Origin of the sequence: Aminobacter sp. HY435, from assembly GCF_027568395.1 — a bacterium.
Taxonomy (GTDB): domain Bacteria; phylum Pseudomonadota; class Alphaproteobacteria; order Rhizobiales; family Rhizobiaceae; genus Aminobacter.
The window spans coordinates 151,311-169,713 of the sequence record NZ_JANKZL010000011.1; the positions used below are offsets into that span (position 1 = coordinate 151,311).

The following is an 18,403-nucleotide window of genomic DNA, read 5'->3' on the forward strand; positions in this document are numbered from 1 at the left end:
CTCGCCGGCCAGGGCAGGGCGTGGCCAACGGGCATGTCCTTCCGCGGCAGCCTCGCGATTGCCCCTCTCCGCAACGATATGTCGGGCCTCCGGCCGGGTCAACGCAACGCGACCGGCGGCAAGCGCCCGGATCGCGCCGCGCGAAATTGCAGTTCTCATGGCACTCCCAACGGCTTCACGGCGCAACATGCGACGCCTGCTTGAGTGTCGTGGGCGCGGAAAAGGTTCAGCAGTCCGGCATTTTTCCTGGTTTGCCTGAAAACGGCAGCGATCCTGACTCAAAAAGCGCGGAAAATGACGATTGAAATCGATTACATAATCTGCCTATGATGTTTTGCAGCAGTTTTGCATCGGGAGGAATTCATGAAGAAATTTGCAGCATTGGCGCTGACCACCGTCGCGGCGCTGGCCGTGTCGGCGTTTTCGACCCAGGCCGCCGACTACAAGATCGGTCTGTCCAACGGCTGGGTCGGCTCTGAATGGCGCACGCAGATGATCGAGGAGGCACAGGCGGCCGCGGCGGCCTGGAAGGACAAGGGTGTCAATGTCGAGGTCGTGGTGCAGAGCGCCAATGTCGACGTGCCCGGCCAGATCGCGCATGTCCGCAACTTCATCAATGAGGGCGTCAACGCCATCATCATCAACCCGAACAGCCCGACCGCGTTCGATCCGGTCTTCGCGCAGGCCAAGGAAGCCGGCATCCTGGTGATCTCGACCGACGCCGAAGTGTCGTCGCCCGACGCCACCTATGTCGGCATCGACCAGAAGGCCTGGGGTGCGGCGGGTGCCAAGTGGCTGGCCGAGACGCTCGGCGGCAAGGGCAATGTCGTCGCCATCAACGGCGTCGCCGGCCATCCGGCCAACGAAATGCGCGTCGCAGGCTACAAGGAAGTGTTCGGCCAGTATCCGGACATCAAGATCGTCAACGAAGTCAACGCCAACTGGGATCAGGCGCAGGGCCAGCAGGCCATGCAGAACCTGCTCGCCACCAACCCCGACATCAACGGCGTGTGGGTGCAGGACGGCATGGCCGCCGGCGCATGGAAGTCGATCATCGACGCCAACAAGCAGTCGTCGATCGCCGCCACCGGCGAAATCCGCAAGGACTTCATCGATCTGTGGACCAAGGACAAGCTGAACTCGGGTGCCTCGGTCAACCCTCCCGGCGTCATGGCCTCGGCGCTCAACGTCGCCGTGCTGATGCTGCAGGGCAAGGAACTGAAGGAGCCGGCAACGGCCGGGCAGTACAAGAACGCCATGTACCTGCCGATCCCGTTCATCGACTCCAAGAACCTGGCTGACGCGGCCAAGGCCGTCGACGGCAAGCCTGGCTACTATTCCTTCACCAGCCAGCTTTCGATCGAAGACGCCGAGAAGCTCTTCAAGTAAGCTTCCTCCCAAGCCGGGGACGCGCCGCTCATCGAGCCCGCGTCCCCGGACCGACGTTGCCCAGGGAAGCCCCCACCATGTCCAAAATCGAGCTCCGCGGCGTAAGCAAGGCTTACGGCGCCACCCTTGCCTTGCGCCGCGGCGACCTTTCGATCGACGCCGGCGAGGTCCATGTGCTGATCGGGTCGAACGGCTCGGGCAAGAGCACGCTGTGCAAGATCCTGGCCGGCAGCGTCCGCCCCGACGGCGGCGAGATCCTGATCGACGGCAAGCCGGTCACCATCACCGGGCCGCGCTCGGCGCGCGACCACGGCATCGGCATCTTCTACCAGGAGCTCAGCCTGGCCGGGCACCGCACGGTGGCCGAGAACATCTGCCTGCCCGACCTGCCGGCCACGCGCACCGGCTTCGTCGACCGCGCCGCGCTCGCGGCCCGGGCCGCCCGCTACATCGCCCTGTTCGACAAGGTGTCGGGCGATGGTTTTTCCGCCGACGCACCGGTCGAGAACCTGCGCGCCGACCAGCGCCAGCTTGTCGAGATCATGAAGGCGCTGGCAACCGAGGCGCCGGTCATCATCTTCGACGAGCCAACCTCGGCGCTCGACCGGGCCCAGGTCGACCGCTTCTTTGAAATCCTGCGCGACCTGAAGGGCCAGGGCCGCAGCGTCATCTTCATCTCGCACCGCATGGACGAGATCTTCGCCATTGGCGACCGCGTCACCGTCATCCGCGACGGCGAGACCGTCGGCACCGAGAAGATATCGGAGACCAATCCGGCAGCAGTGATCCGCATGATGGTCGGCGGCCAGGACGAACTCGCCGCCGGCAACACCGCCCCGCCGGCCGCCGCCAGTTCCATCCGCGCGCCGGTGCTGTCCGTCAGGAATCTCAGCGGCAAGGGTTTTTCCAATGTCGGCTTCGAGGTCGCCAAGGGCGAAATTCTCGGCTTCGGCGGCCTGCACGGCCAGGGCCAGTCGTCGGTGCTGCGCGCCATCTTCGGCGTCAACCCGATTGCCTCGGGCGAGATCGTGCTCGACGGCAAGGCCTATGCCGCCAGCAATCCGCGCGAGGCCATCCGCCGCGGCTGCGCCTATGTCTCCGGCGACCGCGGCCGCGACGGCGTCATCTCCGGCCGGCCGATCCTCGAGAACGTCACGCCGATCCACTATCTGCGCCAGAAGCTCAAGCTTGCCCGGCCATCGACGCTGGCCTGGCGGGTCAAGCCGGCCCTCGAGGCGCTGCACACCAAGTTCGGCGGGCTTTCGCATCCGATCAACTCGCTGTCGGGCGGCAACCAGCAGAAGATCGTTATCGCACGCTGGCTCATCGACCGGCCCGACGTGCTGCTGCTCGACGACCCGACCAAGGGCATCGACCTGTCGGCCAAGGCGGACCTGTTCGCGCTGATCCGAAAGCTCGCCGCCGAGGGCATGGGCATCGTGCTCTATTCGTCCGAGGACGCCGAGCTGCTCAACAATGCCGACCGCATCCTCGTCTTCAACGGCGGCCAGGTGCGGCGCGAACTCACCGGCGCGGACCGAACGCGCTACAATCTCTACCAGGCAGCTTACGAGGCCGCGTGATGACAGCCGCGACCATTTCCACCCAAAGGCCCGGCGGGCTGAAGCGGCTCGTCGAGCGCTATCCGTTCCTGCCGGCGCTGCTGATCGCGCTGGTGCTTCTGGCGCTCAACGGCTTCTACCAGCCGCGCAGCATCAGCTTCGTCGGCATCACCGGGCTGACCAAGACCTATCTGGCGCTGATGTTGCTCGCGGTCGCCCAGACCTATGTCGTCTATGCCGGGGACATCGACCTTTCCGCCGGCGCCATCGTCTCGCTGGTCAATGTCGTCATCGTCGTAATGATGGAAAAGATGGGCGGCAGCGGCTTCTCGGTCGTTGCGGCCCTCGCCGTCGGGCTTTTGACCGGGCTTGCCTGCGGCATCGTCAACGGCATCGTGGTGGCGGCACTCAGGCTGCAGGCGATCGTCGCCACCTTCGCCACCAGCATCTTCTTCACCGGCCTGGCGCTCTATGTCATGCCGGTCGCCGGCACGCCGGCGCCCGCTGCCTTCTGGCGCACCTATGGCGGCCGCTTCCTGGAGATCCCGTTCGTCTATTTCGCCGCCATGCTGCTGGCCGTCGTGCTCTACGTTCTTGCCCGCACGCGGCTGACCACCCAGTTGCTCGCCGTCGGTGACGACGCACAGGCCGCCTTCCAGAGCGGCCTGCCGGTGACGAGGATCCGCATCCAGGGCTACGCGCTGTGCGGCCTGTTCGCCGCACTCGCCGCCTTCTGCATCACCGGCGACACGGCCAGCGGCGACCCGCTGGTCGGCGGCAAGATGACCCTGTTTTCGGTGGCAGCCGTAGTCCTCGGCGGCAGCGCCCTGTCGGGCGGTTTCGGCACCGTTGTCGGCTCGATCGTCGGCGCGCTGATCATCGGCCTCATCAATTCGCTGGTGTTTTTCGTCGGCACGCCTTCGGAATGGCAGAACCTCGTCCAGGGCCTCGCCATCCTGGTGGCGCTGATGGCCGGCGTTCTCGTCGGACGGAGGGCACGCGCATGAGCGCCACAACGCAATCGGCGTCAGCGCCCAGGCCGTCTCCGGTGCTTGCATTCCTGAAGCAGCCGCTGGTCGTCGCCCTGATCCTGATCGTGGCGCTGTTGCTGCTAGGCGAGACGCTGTCGCCGGGCTTCGCATCGGTGCAACAGATCCTCAGGCTGCTGATCGTCGCGGCACTGCTCGGCATCGTCGCCGCCGGCCAGAACCTTGTCATCCTCGGCGGCCGCGAGGGCATCGACCTGTCCGTCGGCGGCGTCATCTCGCTTAGCGCCATCGTCGCCGGCAACGTCATGAGCGGCTCGGACAGCGCCATCGTTCCCGCCGTGCTCGCCTGCATGGCGGTCGGTGCGCTGATCGGGCTGTTCAACGGCCTTGGCGTGACCTTGTTGCGTATCCCGCCGCTTGTCATGACACTTGGCATGCTTGGCGTGCTGCAGGGCCTGCTTGTGGTGGTGCGCAACGGAATTCCCTCGGGCCTCGCAGCCCCTGCCCTGTCGCGCTTCGTCACCCAGCCCTTCCTGCTCGGCCTGCCCGGCATCATCTGGCTGTGGGTGGCGATCGGGCTTCTGATGGCCTTCATGCTGACCCGCACCGTCTACGGCCACCGCATCTATGCCATCGGCTCCAACGAGCAGGCGGCCTACATGGCCGGCGTCCCGGTCAAGGCGATGCGCATCTCGCTGTTCATGCTGTCGGGCGTCTTCGCCGCCATCACCGGCATCTGCCTGCTCGGCTATTCCGGCTCGTCCTTCGCCAATGTCGGCGAGCAGTACATGCTGGCCTCGATCATCGCGGTCGTCTTCGGCGGCACGCCGTTGTCCGGCGGCAAGGGCGGCTACACCGGCACCATGGCGGGCGCGCTCCTGCTGGTCATCCTGCAGGGCATCCTGACCACTGTTCATATCGACGAATCCGGCCGGCAGATGGTGTTCGGCGCGACGCTGCTGCTGTTGATGCTGTTCTACGGGCGCGGAAGGGCGATGCGCGGATGAACGATCGGCCCAAGATCAAGGACATCGCCGAGCGGCTTGGCGTTTCGGCAGCCACCGTGTCGCGCGCGCTTTCCGACAGCGGGCTGGTGGCCGAGCCGACGCTCAGCCGCATCCGCGACCTGGCGCGTGAGATGAATTACCGGCCCAATGTCAGCGCCCGCAACCTGCGCACGCAGAAGGCGATGGCCGTGCTGATGGTCGTCCGCGACGTCGGCAACCCGTTCTATCTCGAAATCCTCAAGGGTGTCGAAGCCACTGCCCGCGCCGCCGGCTACTCGGTGCTGATGGGTAACACCGAAAACGACTCCGACCGCGAGATCGAATATTTCGACATGCTGCGCGACGGCCATGCCGACGGTATGATCCTGATGACCGGAAAGCTGCCGGAACGCGAAGGCTTTCTGGCCTCCGTCGCCGACGCGCCGATCGTCGTTGCGTTGGAGGAAATCCGCAATGCCGGCTTTCCCCATGTCATGGTCGACAATGAAGGGGCGGCACGCGATGCCGTCGAACACCTGATCGGCCTTGGCCACAAGCGCATCGCCCATATCGCCGGGCCGGTGCCCGAAATCATGAGCGTCAGCCGGCGCGACGGCTATCGCGCCGCAATGGCGGCGGCCGGCCTTGAGATCGCCGACGGATATGAACAGATCGGTGACTATCTGCTGCACACCGGCACAAGGCTGTGCCACGCCTTGTTCGAGCTGCCGCAACCACCCACCGCGATCTTCGTCGCCAACGACGAAATGGCGTTCGGCGTCATTCACGAATTGCGCCGGCTCGGCGTGGACGTGCCGGGTGAGGTGTCGGTCGTCGGCTTCGACGACCTGTTCCTGAGCGAGGCTTTCTATCCGCCGCTGACCACCGTCAGCCAACCGCGCACCGACATCGGCCGCGCCGCCATGACCATGCTGCTCGACATGCTGGCGGGCGGGCTTACGCCGCGCAAGCCGGCCATGCTGCCAACGACGCTCAAGATACGCGGCACGACAGCGCCCGCGCCGAAATGATTTTCAGCCAAGATGGCTTCAGAATGAGGGACCTCACATGACCGGATTGCCCAAACAGCGGCTGCGCGTCGGCTTCGTCGGAAGCGGCTTCATCGCGGAATTCCACCTCAAGGGCATGCTGGGCGTGCGCAATGTCGACGTCACCGGCGTGTTCAGCCGCAAGCCCGAGAACCGCGCCCGCTTCGCCGCCCGCGTCGCCGAGCTCGGCCTTGGCGACTGCACCAGCCACGACAGCCTGGAATCGCTCGTCAACGCCGACAATGTCGACGCGATCTGGATCCTGTCGCCCAACTACACGCGCCTCGACGTGATGCAGACCATCCATGCCCAGGTGAAGACCGGGAGCAGCAAGGTCATCGCGGTGGCCTGCGAGAAGCCGCTGGCCCGCACCGTCGCCGAAGCGCGCGAAATGCTAAGGCTCGCCGAGGACGCCGGGCTCAACCACGGCTATCTCGAAAACCAGGTGTTCTGCACGCCGGTCATCCGCGGCAAGGACATCATCTGGCGCCGCGCCGCCTCGACCACCGGGCGCCCCTATCTGGCACGTGCGGCGGAAGAGCACTCGGGTCCGCACGAGCCATGGTTCTGGCAGGGCGACAAGCAGGGCGGCGGCGTCTTGTCCGACATGATGTGCCACAGCGTCGAAGTGGCCCGCCACCTGCTGACCAAGCCCGGTGCCGCGCGCAAGTCGCTGACGGTCAAGCAGGTCAGCGGCACCGTCGCGACGCTCAAGTGGAGCCGGCCCAACTATGCCGACCAGCTGCGCTCGCGCTTCGGCGCCGAGGTCGACTACCGCAACCGCCCGTCGGAGGATTTCGCCCGCGGCACGATCCTGCTCGAGGACGAGGACGGCAACGAACTGGTCATCGAGGCGACGACCTCCTGGGCCTATGTCGGCGCGGGCCTGCGCATCCAGCTCGAGTTGCTCGGCCCGGAATATGCGATGGAGTTCAACTCGCTGAACACCGGCCTCAAGATCTTCATGTCGCGCGAGGTCAAGGGCGAGGAAGGAGAGGACCTGGTCGAAAAGCAGAACGCCGAGCAGGGCCTGATGCCGGTGCTGGAAGACGAAGCCGGCGTCTATGGCTACACCGACGAGAACCGCCATATGGTCGAGTGCTTCCGCAAGGGCGAGACGCCGCTGGAAACCTTCCATGACGGCCTCGCCGTGGTCGAGATCCTGATGGGGCTGTACCGCTCGGCCGAGACGAACGGCACGGTCAGCTTCCCAGCGCCCGAGCTGGAGCACTACGTGCCGCTGGTGGCCCGCCGCGGCGCCTGATCCTTCGGCCACCCAGACACCATGGCGTCGGTGCCGGCGACACCTTCAATGCAGCGTTCCTGGCCCCCTGACCAAGGGCCGAACGCTCGCCGAAGCGCTTGCTTGCGGCACCGACAGCGCCGCGCGGGCGATCTCGAACTTCCCGCGCCTTTACTGCGGAGTTGAGCATCTCGCTGGCGGGTGCTTTCGCGGGCTCCCCTGATATGGTCGGCGGAGTCGTCAAACCGCGCGAAGCACGCTATATTTTTGGCATGGTGAAGGTCGCGGTTTTGGTGTGACCACTCATGCCGAGCCCGGGCCGCGACCCACCCCAAGGAGGAGTGGTCATGGCAAGCTTCCATGTGTACGCAAGTGCCACCAATACGCTCGAGCATCCCGCCATCCGCCGGATAACGGTCGCGGATGTGTTTGACGCATTGCGACGTGGCTTCGACGATTTTTGGGACAAGCCGTCGCATTACGTTTTCCTGTGCCTGATCTATCCGATCGTCGGGGTGCTTCTGATCACATGGACATCGGGCGGCAACGCCCTGCAGCTCATTTTCCCGCTGATGTCCGGCTTTGCCCTGCTCGGACCCTTCGCCGGCATCGGCCTCTACGAGATCAGCCGAAGGCGCGAACAGAACCTCGACACATCCTGGAGGCATGCCTTCGATGTCAGGCATTCGCCGGCCATTCCCGCGATGGTGGCCATCGGCATCATGCTGCTCGTGCTTTTCGTCGCCTGGCTTCTGGTCGCGCAGGGGCTGTACACCTGGCTTTACGGGCCGGACGCCCCGCAGTCGACGGCAGCGTTCTTCGGCGATCTCTTCACCACCCAGCGCGGCTGGACACTGATCATCCTCGGCAATCTGATCGGATTCCTGTTCGCCCTGGTGGTTCTCTGCACCACAGTCATCGCCTTTCCGCTGCTGCTCGACTGCGATATCGGCGCCTACGCTGCGGTCGAGACCTCGGTCCGGGCGGTGCGCAGCAACCCGGTGCCGATGCTGATGTGGGGCCTGATCGTCGCGGTCGCGCTGCTGATCGGGTCCCTGCCGTTCCTGGCGGGCCTTGCCATCGTCATCCCGGTGCTCGGCCACGCGACGTGGCACCTCTATCGCAAGGTCGTGGACGTCCCGGCCGACAAGAAGACGCCCCTGCCACCTTCCACCGGCGAGGGCGACGATCGACACTTCCCATATTGGCTTCGCTGGTAGCCGACGAAGCCAAGCCGAACGGGGGCGGCGCAGACGATCTCGACCTTCCCGCGCCGTTACTGCAGCTGACGCTCCGTGTTTAGCGCAGCAGACTTGGCCGGGAGTGCGGAGGGCGCGGAAAGCCGGTCGAGATGCATGCGGATATGGGCTGCCTCGGCCGGCGTATTGGCGAGCGCTATCGCCCGGCCGAAGGCCTCGCGCGCTTCCTCGTCGCGGCCGAGCTGCATCAGCAGCCCGCCCTTGACGCCGAAAAAGTGGAAATAGCCCTGGAGCTTGGGCTCCAGCGGCTCGATCAGCTTGAGCGCGGCTTCCGGACCGCGCAGCTTGGCGAAGGCAACGGCGCGGTTGAGGGTTACCACGGGCGACGGCGTCATCGATTCCAGCACCGAATAGAGCAGGTCGATCTCTGCCCAGTCGGTGTCCTCGGGCCGGGCGGCGCGTGAATGCAGCGCGGCGATCGCCGACTGGATCAGGTAGGGGCCGGGCCGGCGATGGCGCATCGCCTTGTCGATCAGCGCCAGCCCCTCGTCGATCAGCGCCCTGTTCCACAGCGCGCGATCCTGGTCGTCCATCAGCACCAGCTCGCCATTGGCGTCGAAGCGGGCGGCGGCGCGGGCATGCTGGAGCAGCAGCAGCGCCGTCAGCCCCATCACCTCCGGCTCTGTCTGGAACAGGCGCAGCAACAGCCGCGCCAGCCGGATCGCCTCCTCGCACAGCGGCGCGCGGTTGGCGATCTCGGTCGCACCCGCCGAATAGCCCTCGTTGAAGACGAGGTAGACCATGGCCAGCACCGCCGCCAGCCGCTCGGAGCGCTCCACCGGCCCGGGCACCTCGAAGGGCACGTTGGCGTTGGCGATGCGCGCCTTGGCGCGGGTGATGCGCTGTTCCATGGCGCTCTCGCCGACCAGGAAGGCGCGGGCGATCTGCTTGACCGAGAGGCCCGAGACGATGCGCAGCGCGACCGCGATCTGCTGGGTCGCCGGCAGGTCGGGATGGCAGCAGATGAACAGCAGCCGCAGGATGTCGTCGCGATAATGCGCGCCATCGAGGCGGTCGGCCATGTCGTCCTCGACGTCGTCGAGGTCGGACAGCAGCTCTTCCGCCGGCAGCGGTGCCTGCTTGCTGCGGCGGCGGGCGGCGTCGATGCCGGAGTTGCGGCCGACAAAGATCAGCCAGGCGGCCGGATCGCGCGGCGGTCCCTTCTCCGGCCAGGTGCGGAGCGCACGCAGGCAGGCCTCCTGGAACGCCTCTTCCGCGGTGTCGAGGTCGCGGAAGTAGCGCAGCAGGGCCGCCACGGCCTGCGGCCGGGCGGAGGAGAGAGCCGTGTTGATCCAGGCCGGGTCGGTCATGCTGCCTCTTTTCCGGGGAAAAATGCGCCAATCGGACGCAATTCGTAAGAGCCGCCACCAGGATTGGCGTCCGCCAGGTCCTTGGCCACGGCGACGGCGTCGTCGAGCGTCTCGCAGTCGACGACATAGAAACCAAGGAACTGTTCCTTGGTTTCGGCGAAGGGACCGTCGATGACCAGCGGCTCGTCGCTGGTCTTGCGCAGGGTGGTCGCGGCGGTCGTCGGCATTAGCCTGGCCACCGGTCCGAGCCTGCCCTGGTCGCGCAGCTTGCCGGTCACCACCTGGAGACGGGCCATCACCTCGTCGTCCTGCTCCTTGGACCAGGCGCAGACGACGTCTTCGTTGTTGTAGCAAAGGATGGCGTAGAGCATCTGTTCGTTTCCTTCATGTCTAGGACGAACAGATATGTGCATTGCCGACAGACCATCGGCAATTTTTTTGTCGCGGGCGTGGCCAACTTTGACGTCGGGGCAGGCACCCCCAACCTTTTATCGCTGAGACTGGCATACCCCACCCCTACAAGGGGGCGGGGACCTGACTGCGTTGAGTTCGAACTTTCAGCAGTCTGGGATCATGCGACGACGGCATCCCCTCCTCCTTGTGGGCAGGGGCCAGGGGTGGGGGTATCGCGTCCGCGCTTGAACCCGAAGCCGCCTTCAGCCTTGCTGCGGCAGCGCGGCAAGTGCGGCCTTCAGCGCCTCCGCTCCGCTGGCAACCATCTCGGCGGTCGGCGAGAAGCCGAGGCCGAGCATCTTGCGGCCAAGCATGTGGTCGGCCGGGCGGTTGACGGATTCGATCGCCGCCAGCCGGTCACCGGCAAAATGGAACACCGAGAAGCGGTTTTCCGACGGGTCGCCCGACAGGATCTGGCGGTCACTGCCGGTGGTAAGACCAACCATCTGCAGCTTCATGTCGCCGATGTCTGACCAGAACCACGGCACCGCGGCATAGTCACCGGGGTGACCGACGATGGTGCGGGCGGCAAGCTTGGACTGGTCGGTGGCGTTCTGCACGGATTCAAGGCGCACGTCGGCGCCGGTCTGCCAGTGGCAGTAGCTGGCGTTGTCGCCGACGGCGAGAATGTCCGGTGCCGAACTGCGCATCGCAGTGTCGACCCGGATGCCGTTGGCGATGGCGATGCCGGCGGCTTCGGCGAGCTCGACATTGGGCACCACGCCGATGCCGACGATCACCATGCCAGCCGGCAAACGCTCTCCCGTCGAGGTCAGCACGCCGGCGACATGACCATTTTCGCCCTCGATCCGCTCGATCGTGGTCTTGAGCAGGATGCGGATGCCAGTGGCCTCCAGGCGCTTGCGGACATGCTCGGCGATCAGCGGCGCAACGGCGCGGCCAAGCAGGCGATCGAGCGCCTCGACCACGGTGACGCGGCGGCCGCCGGCGGCAAGCGTTGCGGCGATCTCAAGGCCGATGAAGCCGCCGCCGATGACGACGACGTCCTCGCAGGCGGCGCTGTGCTCGCGGATCAGGCGGGCATCGGCCACCGAGCGCAGCGACAGCACGCCGGTGAGGTCAGCGCCAGGGAGCGGCAGGGCGCGCGGGCGCGAGCCGGTGGCCAGGATCAGGTGGTCGTAGGCCAGCTCGCCGCCGCCGGAAAGCGCCAGGCGCCGTGCCGTGGCATCGATGCGCTCGACCAGCGTTCCCGGGCGGAAATCGATGGAATGGCCGGTGTAGAATACTTCGCCGCGCAGCAGCTGCGGCTGGGCGGCGCCGTCCTTGATGAAGGTCTTCGACAGCGGCGGCTTGTGGTACGGCAGTTCCTTTTCGTCGCCAACGAGCAGCACCGGGCCGTCATAGCCCTCCTCGCGCAAGCTCGCTGCGGCTTGCACCCCGGCATGGCCCGCGCCGACAATAACCACACCGTTCTTCATGCCAGCCTCACTGTTGGGACGTCCCCTGGCAGATGGCCGCTGGCCCCTGCCGCCACAAGGGCCAAGGATTGATTTTTGGGTGACAGCCAGACGCCGGGCTGTCAAGCGCCCCTTGCGTCTGGCGGATCCGGACCGGACGATCGGCCGGTACGCGTTGTCGCAGGCATCGGCGAGCGCCATGCGCACGTGTGCGCCGTCGCTGCTCGACAAATCAATGAGTTGGCTGCCATCAAACTGGATAAAATCAGTTTAGAATAATTCTAAATGATTGATCCCACTACACTTTTCAGCGGAATCGCGTTGACTTTTGCAGTCACAACGCTTTTATGGCCTCGTGCTTAGAGCACCTGTCTTTGATGTCTGGGCCTTTAACCCTTTCGATTGGAGCCTACCGGGTGCCTGCTTTCGTCGAACCGCGCGGTGGCGTGGACACAGTGCAGCTGGTCGCGGCGTCCCGAGCGGGGTCGTGCGGTTGGCGCAGCGAAACAGCAGGACGTCCCCTGAGCTTCCCTTCGAATCTTGTGCGGCCGGCCCGGTTATCAATGCCTGCGCTACGGTTTTTCGCGCGATGTCGCGCCATTGGCTTACTGAGGAGACGCCCATGCCTTCAACCTTTTCGCGCTCGCGGCATCTCGGCAGGCTCAGCGCCATTGCCGCGACGACAGCGCTGACCGCGGCGATCTTCGTGCTGCCGGCCAAGGCCGAGAGCGATCCGAAGGCCGTTCTGACCACCTATTCCGACATCGCGCTGGCCAAGTACGAAGACTCGCTGTCCACCGCCAAGGCGCTGGATGCTGCGATCGAGGCGCTGACCGCCAAGCCCTCGGCCGAGACGCTGAATGCGGCGCGCGATGCGTGGAAGGCGGCGCGCATCCCTTACCAGCAGACCGAAGTCTACCGCTTCGGCAACTCGATCGTCGACGACTGGGAAGGCCGCGTCAACGCATGGCCGCTCGATGAAGGCCTGATCGACTATGTCGACAAGAGCTACGGCACCGAGTCGGACGAGAACACGCTCTACACGGCCAATGTGATCGCCAACCCGTCGATCGAGATCAACGGCCAGAAGGTCGACGCCTCCAGGATCACGCCCGAGTTCCTCTCCGGCACGCTGCAGGAAGCAGGTGGCATCGAGGCCAATGTGGCGACCGGCTATCACGCGATCGAGTTTCTGCTGTGGGGCCAGGACCTGAACGGCACGGGCGCCGGTGCTGGCAACCGTCCCTTCACCGATTACGACACCGCCAACTGCACCGGCGGCAATTGCGACCGCCGCGCCCAGTATCTGAATGCCGCTTCCGACCTGCTGGTCGCCGATCTCGAAGAGATGGTCGGCAACTGGACGGCCGACGGCGCCGCCCGCAAGGCGCTGCTCGAGGGCGACGCCAAGACCGGCATCGCTACCATCCTGACCGGCATGGGCTCGCTGTCTTATGGCGAGCTGGCGGGTGAGCGCATGAAGCTCGGCCTTTTGCTGCACGATCCGGAAGAAGAGCACGACTGCTTCTCCGACAACACGCACATCTCGCACCTGTATGACGCTGTAGGTATCCGCAACGCCTACAAGGGCAGCTACAAGCGCGTCGACGGTTCGACCGTCTCGGGTCCTTCGGTCTCCGACATGGCCAAGGAAGCGGACGCTGCGCTCGACACCGAGCTGTCGGGCAAGCTGGACGCCACCGTCTCGAAGATGGAAGCGATCCAGGCCCGCGCCGTTGCCGGCGAGGCCTACGACCAGCAGATCGGCGAAGGCAATGCCGAGGGCAATGCCACCGTGCAGGCGGCAATCGACGCACTGGTCGACCAGACCAAGTCGATCGAACGCGCGGTTGCTGCCCTCAAGCTCGATGCAATCGCCTTCGAGGGCTCGGACAGCCTCGATTCGCCCGACAAGGTCTTCCAGTGAGGGCGCGCAACGCCTAAATTTCTCTAGCCAAACGGCGCGCCAAAAGGGAGCGCGCCGTCAGCCACGGTCATTCGAAACCATGCTTATTTGCCATTGCAATCTCATCACCCAAAAGGAGATCGAAGACACAATCGTCGAGCTTTTGGACCGGGACCCGTGGACACTGATCGTGCCCGCGAAGGTTTATCATACGCTTCAGAAGCGAGGACGTTGTTGCGGCTGCTTCCCAAATGTGGTCGAAACGATCATTCGGGTCACCGAAGCCTACCACGCTCGTTCGGAAGCGGGTGGCATGGATGTCGTTTCACACCTGGACCGCGTCAGAGAGTTGCGCGTTCAATTTGGGAGCAAGGCAAATGAAGGGCGAAAAACAGGTCATCGAGCGGCTTAACGAGGCTCTGTTCCTCGAACTTGGCGCTGTAAACCAGTATTGGTTGCACTATCGCCTGCTTGAGGACTGGGGCTACGGCAAGCTCGCGAAGAAGGAACGCGAGGAATCCATCGAAGAAATGCACCACGCCGACAAGCTTGTCGCGCGCATCATCTTCCTTGAAGGCCACCCGAACCTCCAGTCCGTATCGCCGCTGCGCATCGGCCAGAACGTCAAGGAAGTGCTCGAGAGCGATCTCGCAGGCGAGTATGACGCCCGCACCTCCTACAAGAAATCACGGGACATCTGCTCCCAGCATGGCGACTACGTCACCATGAAGCTCTTCGAGGAGCTGCTCGCCGACGAGGAAGGCCATATCGACTTCCTCGAGACCCAGTTGCAGCTGCTCAACGAGATCGGCGAAGAGAAGTACGGCCAGCTCAACGCCGAGACCGCTGACAAGGCCGAATAGGACATGCCGGAATGCGGCGCACTTTTCTGACTCTGCGCCGCGCCTTGGCGGGTGCGCCCGCCCTCGACATTCCGGCCATTGCCTCTGAAGGCACCCCCACCCCTAACCCCTCCCCACAAGGGGGAGGGCGACAGGTTTTCGACACGTCCGACCGAACCAGTACGTACACGTCACCTAAAGGCGTCGCCACGGGATCCCCCTCCCCCTTGTGGGGAGGGGCTAGGGGTGGGGGTATCCTGCCGGGTACTGCGCGCCTCGCAGTTTGGGGTCTGTTCGCGACCACGCTCACGCTGTTGGCCACGGGCCACGCCTTCGCCAATGACGTGCTCGCGCTTCCCACCGAACGCAGCGACCTGATCCCCAAGGACAAGGCGCGCGTCGAAAAGATCGTCAGGCCGACCACCGACTTCACCAAGCCGGAACAGTTCGAGCGCATGCAGGGCGGCGCCGGCACGTCGCAAAAGCGCGTCAACCAGGACGCGTTCTCGCACTCCTCAGCCAACATCACCTTCGAGGAAGAAGGCACCTTCAAGCTCGGCAACGGCATGTTCCGCAAGCTGTGGGTGTCATCGCCCTCCTCGACGCAGGCCTCCGACGGGCTCGGCCCGCTGTTCAACGCGCGCGCCTGCCAGAGCTGCCATCTGAAGGACGGCCGTGGCCATCCGCCGGAAGGCAACCCCGATGCGACCTCGATGTTCTTCAGGCTCGCCCGCGCAGCCGAGACCGAAGAGGAGAAAGCCGCAGTCGCCGACCGCAAGGCGCGAAACTTCCCCGACCCGGTCTATGGCGCGCAGTTCCAGGACCTGGCCGTGCCCGGGCTGGCCGGCGAAGGCCGCATGGTCATCTCCTATGAAGAGGTGCCGGTCACGCTGGGCGACGGCACCATATTGTCGCTGCGCAAGCCAAGCTATTCAGTCGCTGATCTCGGCTACGGGCCGATGGATCCCAGGACAACGCTGTCGCCACGCGTCACGCCACAGATGATCGGGCTCGGCCTTGTCGAGCAGATCCACCCCGCCGACATTCTTGCCAAAGCCGATCCGAACGACAGGGACGGCGACGGTATCTCCGGCAAGGCCTCGATCGTGCGCGACGGCAAGAGCGGCGGGCTGACGCTTGGCCGCTTCGGCTGGAAGGCGCAGACACCGTCGATCCGCCAGCAGTCGGCCGACGCCTTTGCCGGCGACATCGGCATCTCGACGCCTGACGTCGTCCACCACTGGGGCGACTGCACCGAAGCGCAGGCCGATTGCCTGGCGATGCCGAATGGCGTGCAGGACCGGCTCGGGCCTGTCGAGGCGCCCGATCCGATCATGGACCTCGTCACCTTCTATTCGCAGAACCTGGCCGTTCCGGCGCGGCGCGACATCGACGACCCGCGGGTGCTGCTCGGCAAGCAGATGTTCTACGAAGCCGGCTGCGCCTCGTGCCACACGCCAAAGTTCGTCACCCGCCGCGACGCGCCCAACAAGGCGCAGAAGTTCCAGCTGATCTGGCCGTATACCGACTTCTTGCTGCATGACATGGGCGACGGACTGGCCGATGGCCAGCAGGTCGGAGACGCCTCGGGCAACGAATGGCGCACGCCGCCGCTGTGGGGCGTCGGCCTGACGGAAACCGTCAATGGCCACACCTTCTTCCTGCACGACGGGCGGGCGCGTAACCTGACCGAGGCCATCCTGTGGCATGGCGGCGAAGCGCGGGCCGCGCGGGATCGCTTTGCCAATCTTGCCGCCGACGACCGCGCCGCACTCATCAAATTCCTGGAGTCGCTGTGATGACCAGACAAACGCTTGCAGTTGCCCTGGCCATCGGGCTGTCCCTGCCCGCCACGGCAGCCCTTGCCAACGAGGCGTCCGAAAAGGTCATCGGCAACGCAATCGACGGCTTCATCCGCCCGGCCTACCGTGAGCTGGTCCATTCGACCGGCGCGATGAGCGCCGCGATGCAGAAACTATGCGAGGCGCCCTCCACCGATCACCTCGAGGCCGCGCGCGAGGCTTTCTCGAAGACTGCGCTAACGTGGTCGGAGATCGAGATCATCCGCTTCGGGCCGATCACCGAACACAACCGGCTGGAGCGCATGCTGTTCTGGCCCGACCGCAAGGGCACCGGCCTGAAGCAGGTCCAGGCCGCCATCGCCAACGAGGATGCCACCGCCACCGACGCCACCAGGCTGGCCGGCAAGAGCGTTGCCATGCAGGGACTGGGAGCACTCGAATTCGTGCTGTTCGGCACCGGCTCCGACGACCTCTCCGGCCCGCACCCCAGCTATCGCTGCGCCTTTGGCGAGGCGATATCGGGCAACATCGGCATCATCGCGGCCGAGGTCGACGCCGCCTGGCATGACGACAAGGGTTTTGCCGCGCAGTGGAAGACCCCCGGCGCCAGCAACCCGTTCTACCGCAACGCGACCGAGGCGGTCACCGAACTGCTTGAGGTCTATGTCAACGGACTGGAACTGGTGCGCGACGTCCGCGTCAACAGCTTCCTCGGCACGGAACCTGCCGCCGACAAGCCCAGGCAAGCGCTCTACTGGCGCTCCGCCGGCACCGGCGCTTCGCTCGGCGGCAACATATCTGGCATGTCGGCGCTGTTCGACGCGTCGCAGTTCGGCAGCCTGCTGCCGACCGATTCTGCGTGGATCGCGCAGTCCATCGACTTCGAATTCACCAACGCCAAGACCGCGGCGGCTGGCGCCACCGGCCCCATCGAGGACGTGCTCGGCAACCAAATCAAGCGCGGCAAGCTTTCCTATTTCGGCGTCGTCACCTCCAGCCTGTCGGAGCTGTTCGGCACGCGGCTGGCCGGCGCGCTCGGCCTGACCGCCGGGTTCTCGTCACTCGACGGCGACTGAGAGCTACCATGCGCACGCCCCTGTTCGACCGCCGCGACTTCCTCAAGGCGGCAGGCGCGACCTTCCTGTTGTCGCTTACCCCGGCCAAGCGCGCACTGGCGCTCGAAACCGACGCAATGTTCGCCACCGCTTACCAAGCAAGAACGGGTGAATACGGCGTCGCCGTGCTGTCCGAGGCGGGCAAGATCCTGCACAGCGTCATCCTGCCCGAACGAGGCCATGACGTCACCTTCGATCCGATCTCGCGCAAGTCGGTGGTGTTCGCCCGCCAGCCGGGCACTTTCATGATGGTGTTCGACCACACTGGCAGGGGCAAGCCGCTGACCATCCCGAGCATCGCCGGCCGCCACTATTACGGCCACGGCGTATTCTCGCCCGACGGCGCGCTGCTCTATGTCACCGAAAACGACTTCGACAACGCTGCCGGCATGGTCGGCGTCTACGACGCCCGCGACGGCTTCCGCCGCCTCAGCGAGTTCCCGACCCATGGCGTCGGCCCGCATGAACTGATCCTGCTCGGCGACGGCAAGACGCTTGCGATCTGCAACGGCGGCATCGAGACCCATCCCGATTTCGGCCGCGCCAAGCTCAACATCCCGACGATGAAGCCATCCTTCGTGCTGGTCGACCGCATATCAGGCGACCTGCTCGAGAAGCACGAACTGCCTGAAAAGCTTCACCAATTGTCGATCCGCCACATGGACATCGACGCTCAGGGCACAGTCTGGTTCGGCTGCCAGCACGAGGGCCCGGCCAGCGAAACGCCGCTGTTGGTCGGCCGCGCCGTGCGCGGCAAGGAGCTGGAAATGCTCGACATGCCGGAGGACCTGCTCGGCGGTTTCCGCAACTATATCGGTTCGGTGGCCGCCAATCGCGAGGCCGGCCTGATCGCCGTGTCCTCGCCGCAGGGCAACATCTGGGCGACGATCGAGGCAGCAAGCGGCAAGGTTGTGGCGAGGAACGATCTGGTCGAGGTGTGCGGGCTCGCGCCCGACCGCGACGGCTTTCTTGCCACGACAGGCGCCGGCAAGGTCGTCGAGCCCGACGGCAAGCAGACCGACGATCCCGAGCATGTCTGGGATAATCACATGCTGCGCATCGACCTGCAAAATACGTAAG

The 18,403-nt window shown here is 65.3% G+C and carries 16 protein-coding genes; 13 read left to right on the forward strand and 3 right to left on the reverse strand.

Annotation, left to right across the window (positions count from 1 at the left end; all coding sequences use genetic code 11):
- Positions 1-363: 363 nt before the first annotated feature.
- From PCJ21_RS17425 to PCJ21_RS17455, 7 genes are all read left to right on the forward strand, one after another.
- Positions 364-1,389 carry an ABC transporter substrate-binding protein gene (locus PCJ21_RS17425; RefSeq protein WP_269932689.1) on the forward strand — a complete coding sequence of 342 codons (1,026 nt, stop codon included), beginning with the start codon at positions 364-366 and terminating at the stop codon, positions 1,387-1,389.
- Positions 1,390-1,466: 77 nt separating this feature from the next.
- Complete coding sequence (locus tag PCJ21_RS17430; protein ID WP_269932690.1) at positions 1,467-2,972, forward strand: sugar ABC transporter ATP-binding protein; 1,506 nt, start codon at positions 1,467-1,469, stop codon at positions 2,970-2,972.
- Positions 2,972-3,958: an ABC transporter permease gene (locus PCJ21_RS17435; RefSeq protein ID WP_269932691.1), complete on the forward strand. Its 987-nt coding sequence runs from the start codon at positions 2,972-2,974 to the stop codon at positions 3,956-3,958. Before PCJ21_RS17430 ends, PCJ21_RS17435 begins: the two co-directional genes overlap by 1 nt.
- Entirely contained in the window at positions 3,955-4,947 is a 993-nt protein-coding gene (locus PCJ21_RS17440) for an ABC transporter permease (protein WP_269932692.1), read from the forward strand. Before PCJ21_RS17435 ends, PCJ21_RS17440 begins: the two co-directional genes overlap by 4 nt.
- The gene (locus tag PCJ21_RS17445) at positions 4,944-5,957 is read left to right on the forward strand and encodes a LacI family DNA-binding transcriptional regulator (protein WP_269932693.1); all 1,014 of its coding nucleotides are present in this window, start codon (positions 4,944-4,946) and stop codon (positions 5,955-5,957) included. Before PCJ21_RS17440 ends, PCJ21_RS17445 begins: the two co-directional genes overlap by 4 nt.
- Positions 5,958-5,994: 37 nt before the next feature.
- A complete protein-coding gene (locus PCJ21_RS17450) occupies positions 5,995-7,239 on the forward strand; it encodes a Gfo/Idh/MocA family protein (protein ID WP_269932694.1) in 1,245 nt (414 codons plus the stop codon).
- A 326-nt stretch (positions 7,240-7,565) separates the two neighbouring features.
- Complete coding sequence (locus tag PCJ21_RS17455; protein WP_269932695.1) at positions 7,566-8,438, forward strand: DUF2189 domain-containing protein; 873 nt, start codon at positions 7,566-7,568, stop codon at positions 8,436-8,438.
- Between the two features lie 56 nt (positions 8,439-8,494).
- Here PCJ21_RS17455 and PCJ21_RS17460 read toward each other — a convergent pair whose 3' ends face one another.
- The 3 genes from PCJ21_RS17460 to PCJ21_RS17470 form a co-directional block, all read right to left on the reverse strand.
- Positions 8,495-9,787, reverse strand: coding sequence for an RNA polymerase sigma factor (locus tag PCJ21_RS17460; RefSeq protein ID WP_269932696.1), 1,293 nt, complete (start codon positions 9,785-9,787; stop codon positions 8,495-8,497).
- Positions 9,784-10,158, reverse strand: coding sequence for a YciI family protein (locus tag PCJ21_RS17465; RefSeq protein WP_269932697.1), 375 nt, complete (start codon positions 10,156-10,158; stop codon positions 9,784-9,786). Before PCJ21_RS17465 ends, PCJ21_RS17460 begins: the two co-directional genes overlap by 4 nt.
- A 285-nt stretch (positions 10,159-10,443) precedes the next feature.
- A complete protein-coding gene (locus PCJ21_RS17470; protein ID WP_269932698.1) occupies positions 10,444-11,679 on the reverse strand; it encodes an NAD(P)/FAD-dependent oxidoreductase in 1,236 nt (411 codons plus the stop codon).
- 601 nt (positions 11,680-12,280) lie between these two features.
- On the opposite strand from PCJ21_RS17470, the gene PCJ21_RS17475 reads away from it, so the two are divergent.
- The 6 genes from PCJ21_RS17475 (at position 12,281) to PCJ21_RS17500 (ending at position 18,402) form a co-directional block, all read left to right on the forward strand.
- A complete protein-coding gene (locus PCJ21_RS17475; RefSeq protein ID WP_269932699.1) occupies positions 12,281-13,585 on the forward strand; it encodes an imelysin family protein in 1,305 nt (434 codons plus the stop codon).
- Between the two features lie 79 nt (positions 13,586-13,664).
- Positions 13,665-13,976, forward strand: coding sequence for a (2Fe-2S)-binding protein (locus PCJ21_RS17480; protein WP_269932700.1), 312 nt, complete (start codon positions 13,665-13,667; stop codon positions 13,974-13,976).
- A complete protein-coding gene (gene bfr, locus PCJ21_RS17485; protein WP_269932701.1) occupies positions 13,942-14,427 on the forward strand; it encodes a bacterioferritin in 486 nt (161 codons plus the stop codon). Before PCJ21_RS17480 ends, bfr begins: the two co-directional genes overlap by 35 nt.
- Positions 14,428-14,717: 290 nt before the next feature.
- Positions 14,718-16,205 carry a di-heme oxidoreductase family protein gene (locus tag PCJ21_RS17490; RefSeq protein WP_269932784.1) on the forward strand — a complete coding sequence of 496 codons (1,488 nt, stop codon included), beginning with the start codon at positions 14,718-14,720 and terminating at the stop codon, positions 16,203-16,205.
- Positions 16,205-17,284 carry an imelysin family protein gene (locus PCJ21_RS17495; RefSeq protein WP_269932702.1) on the forward strand — a complete coding sequence of 360 codons (1,080 nt, stop codon included), beginning with the start codon at positions 16,205-16,207 and terminating at the stop codon, positions 17,282-17,284. The genes PCJ21_RS17490 and PCJ21_RS17495 overlap by 1 nt, the downstream gene beginning before the upstream one ends.
- 8 nt (positions 17,285-17,292) lie before the next feature.
- Entirely contained in the window at positions 17,293-18,402 is a 1,110-nt protein-coding gene (locus PCJ21_RS17500; RefSeq protein ID WP_269932703.1) for a DUF1513 domain-containing protein, read from the forward strand.
- Position 18,403 lies beyond the last annotated feature (1 nt).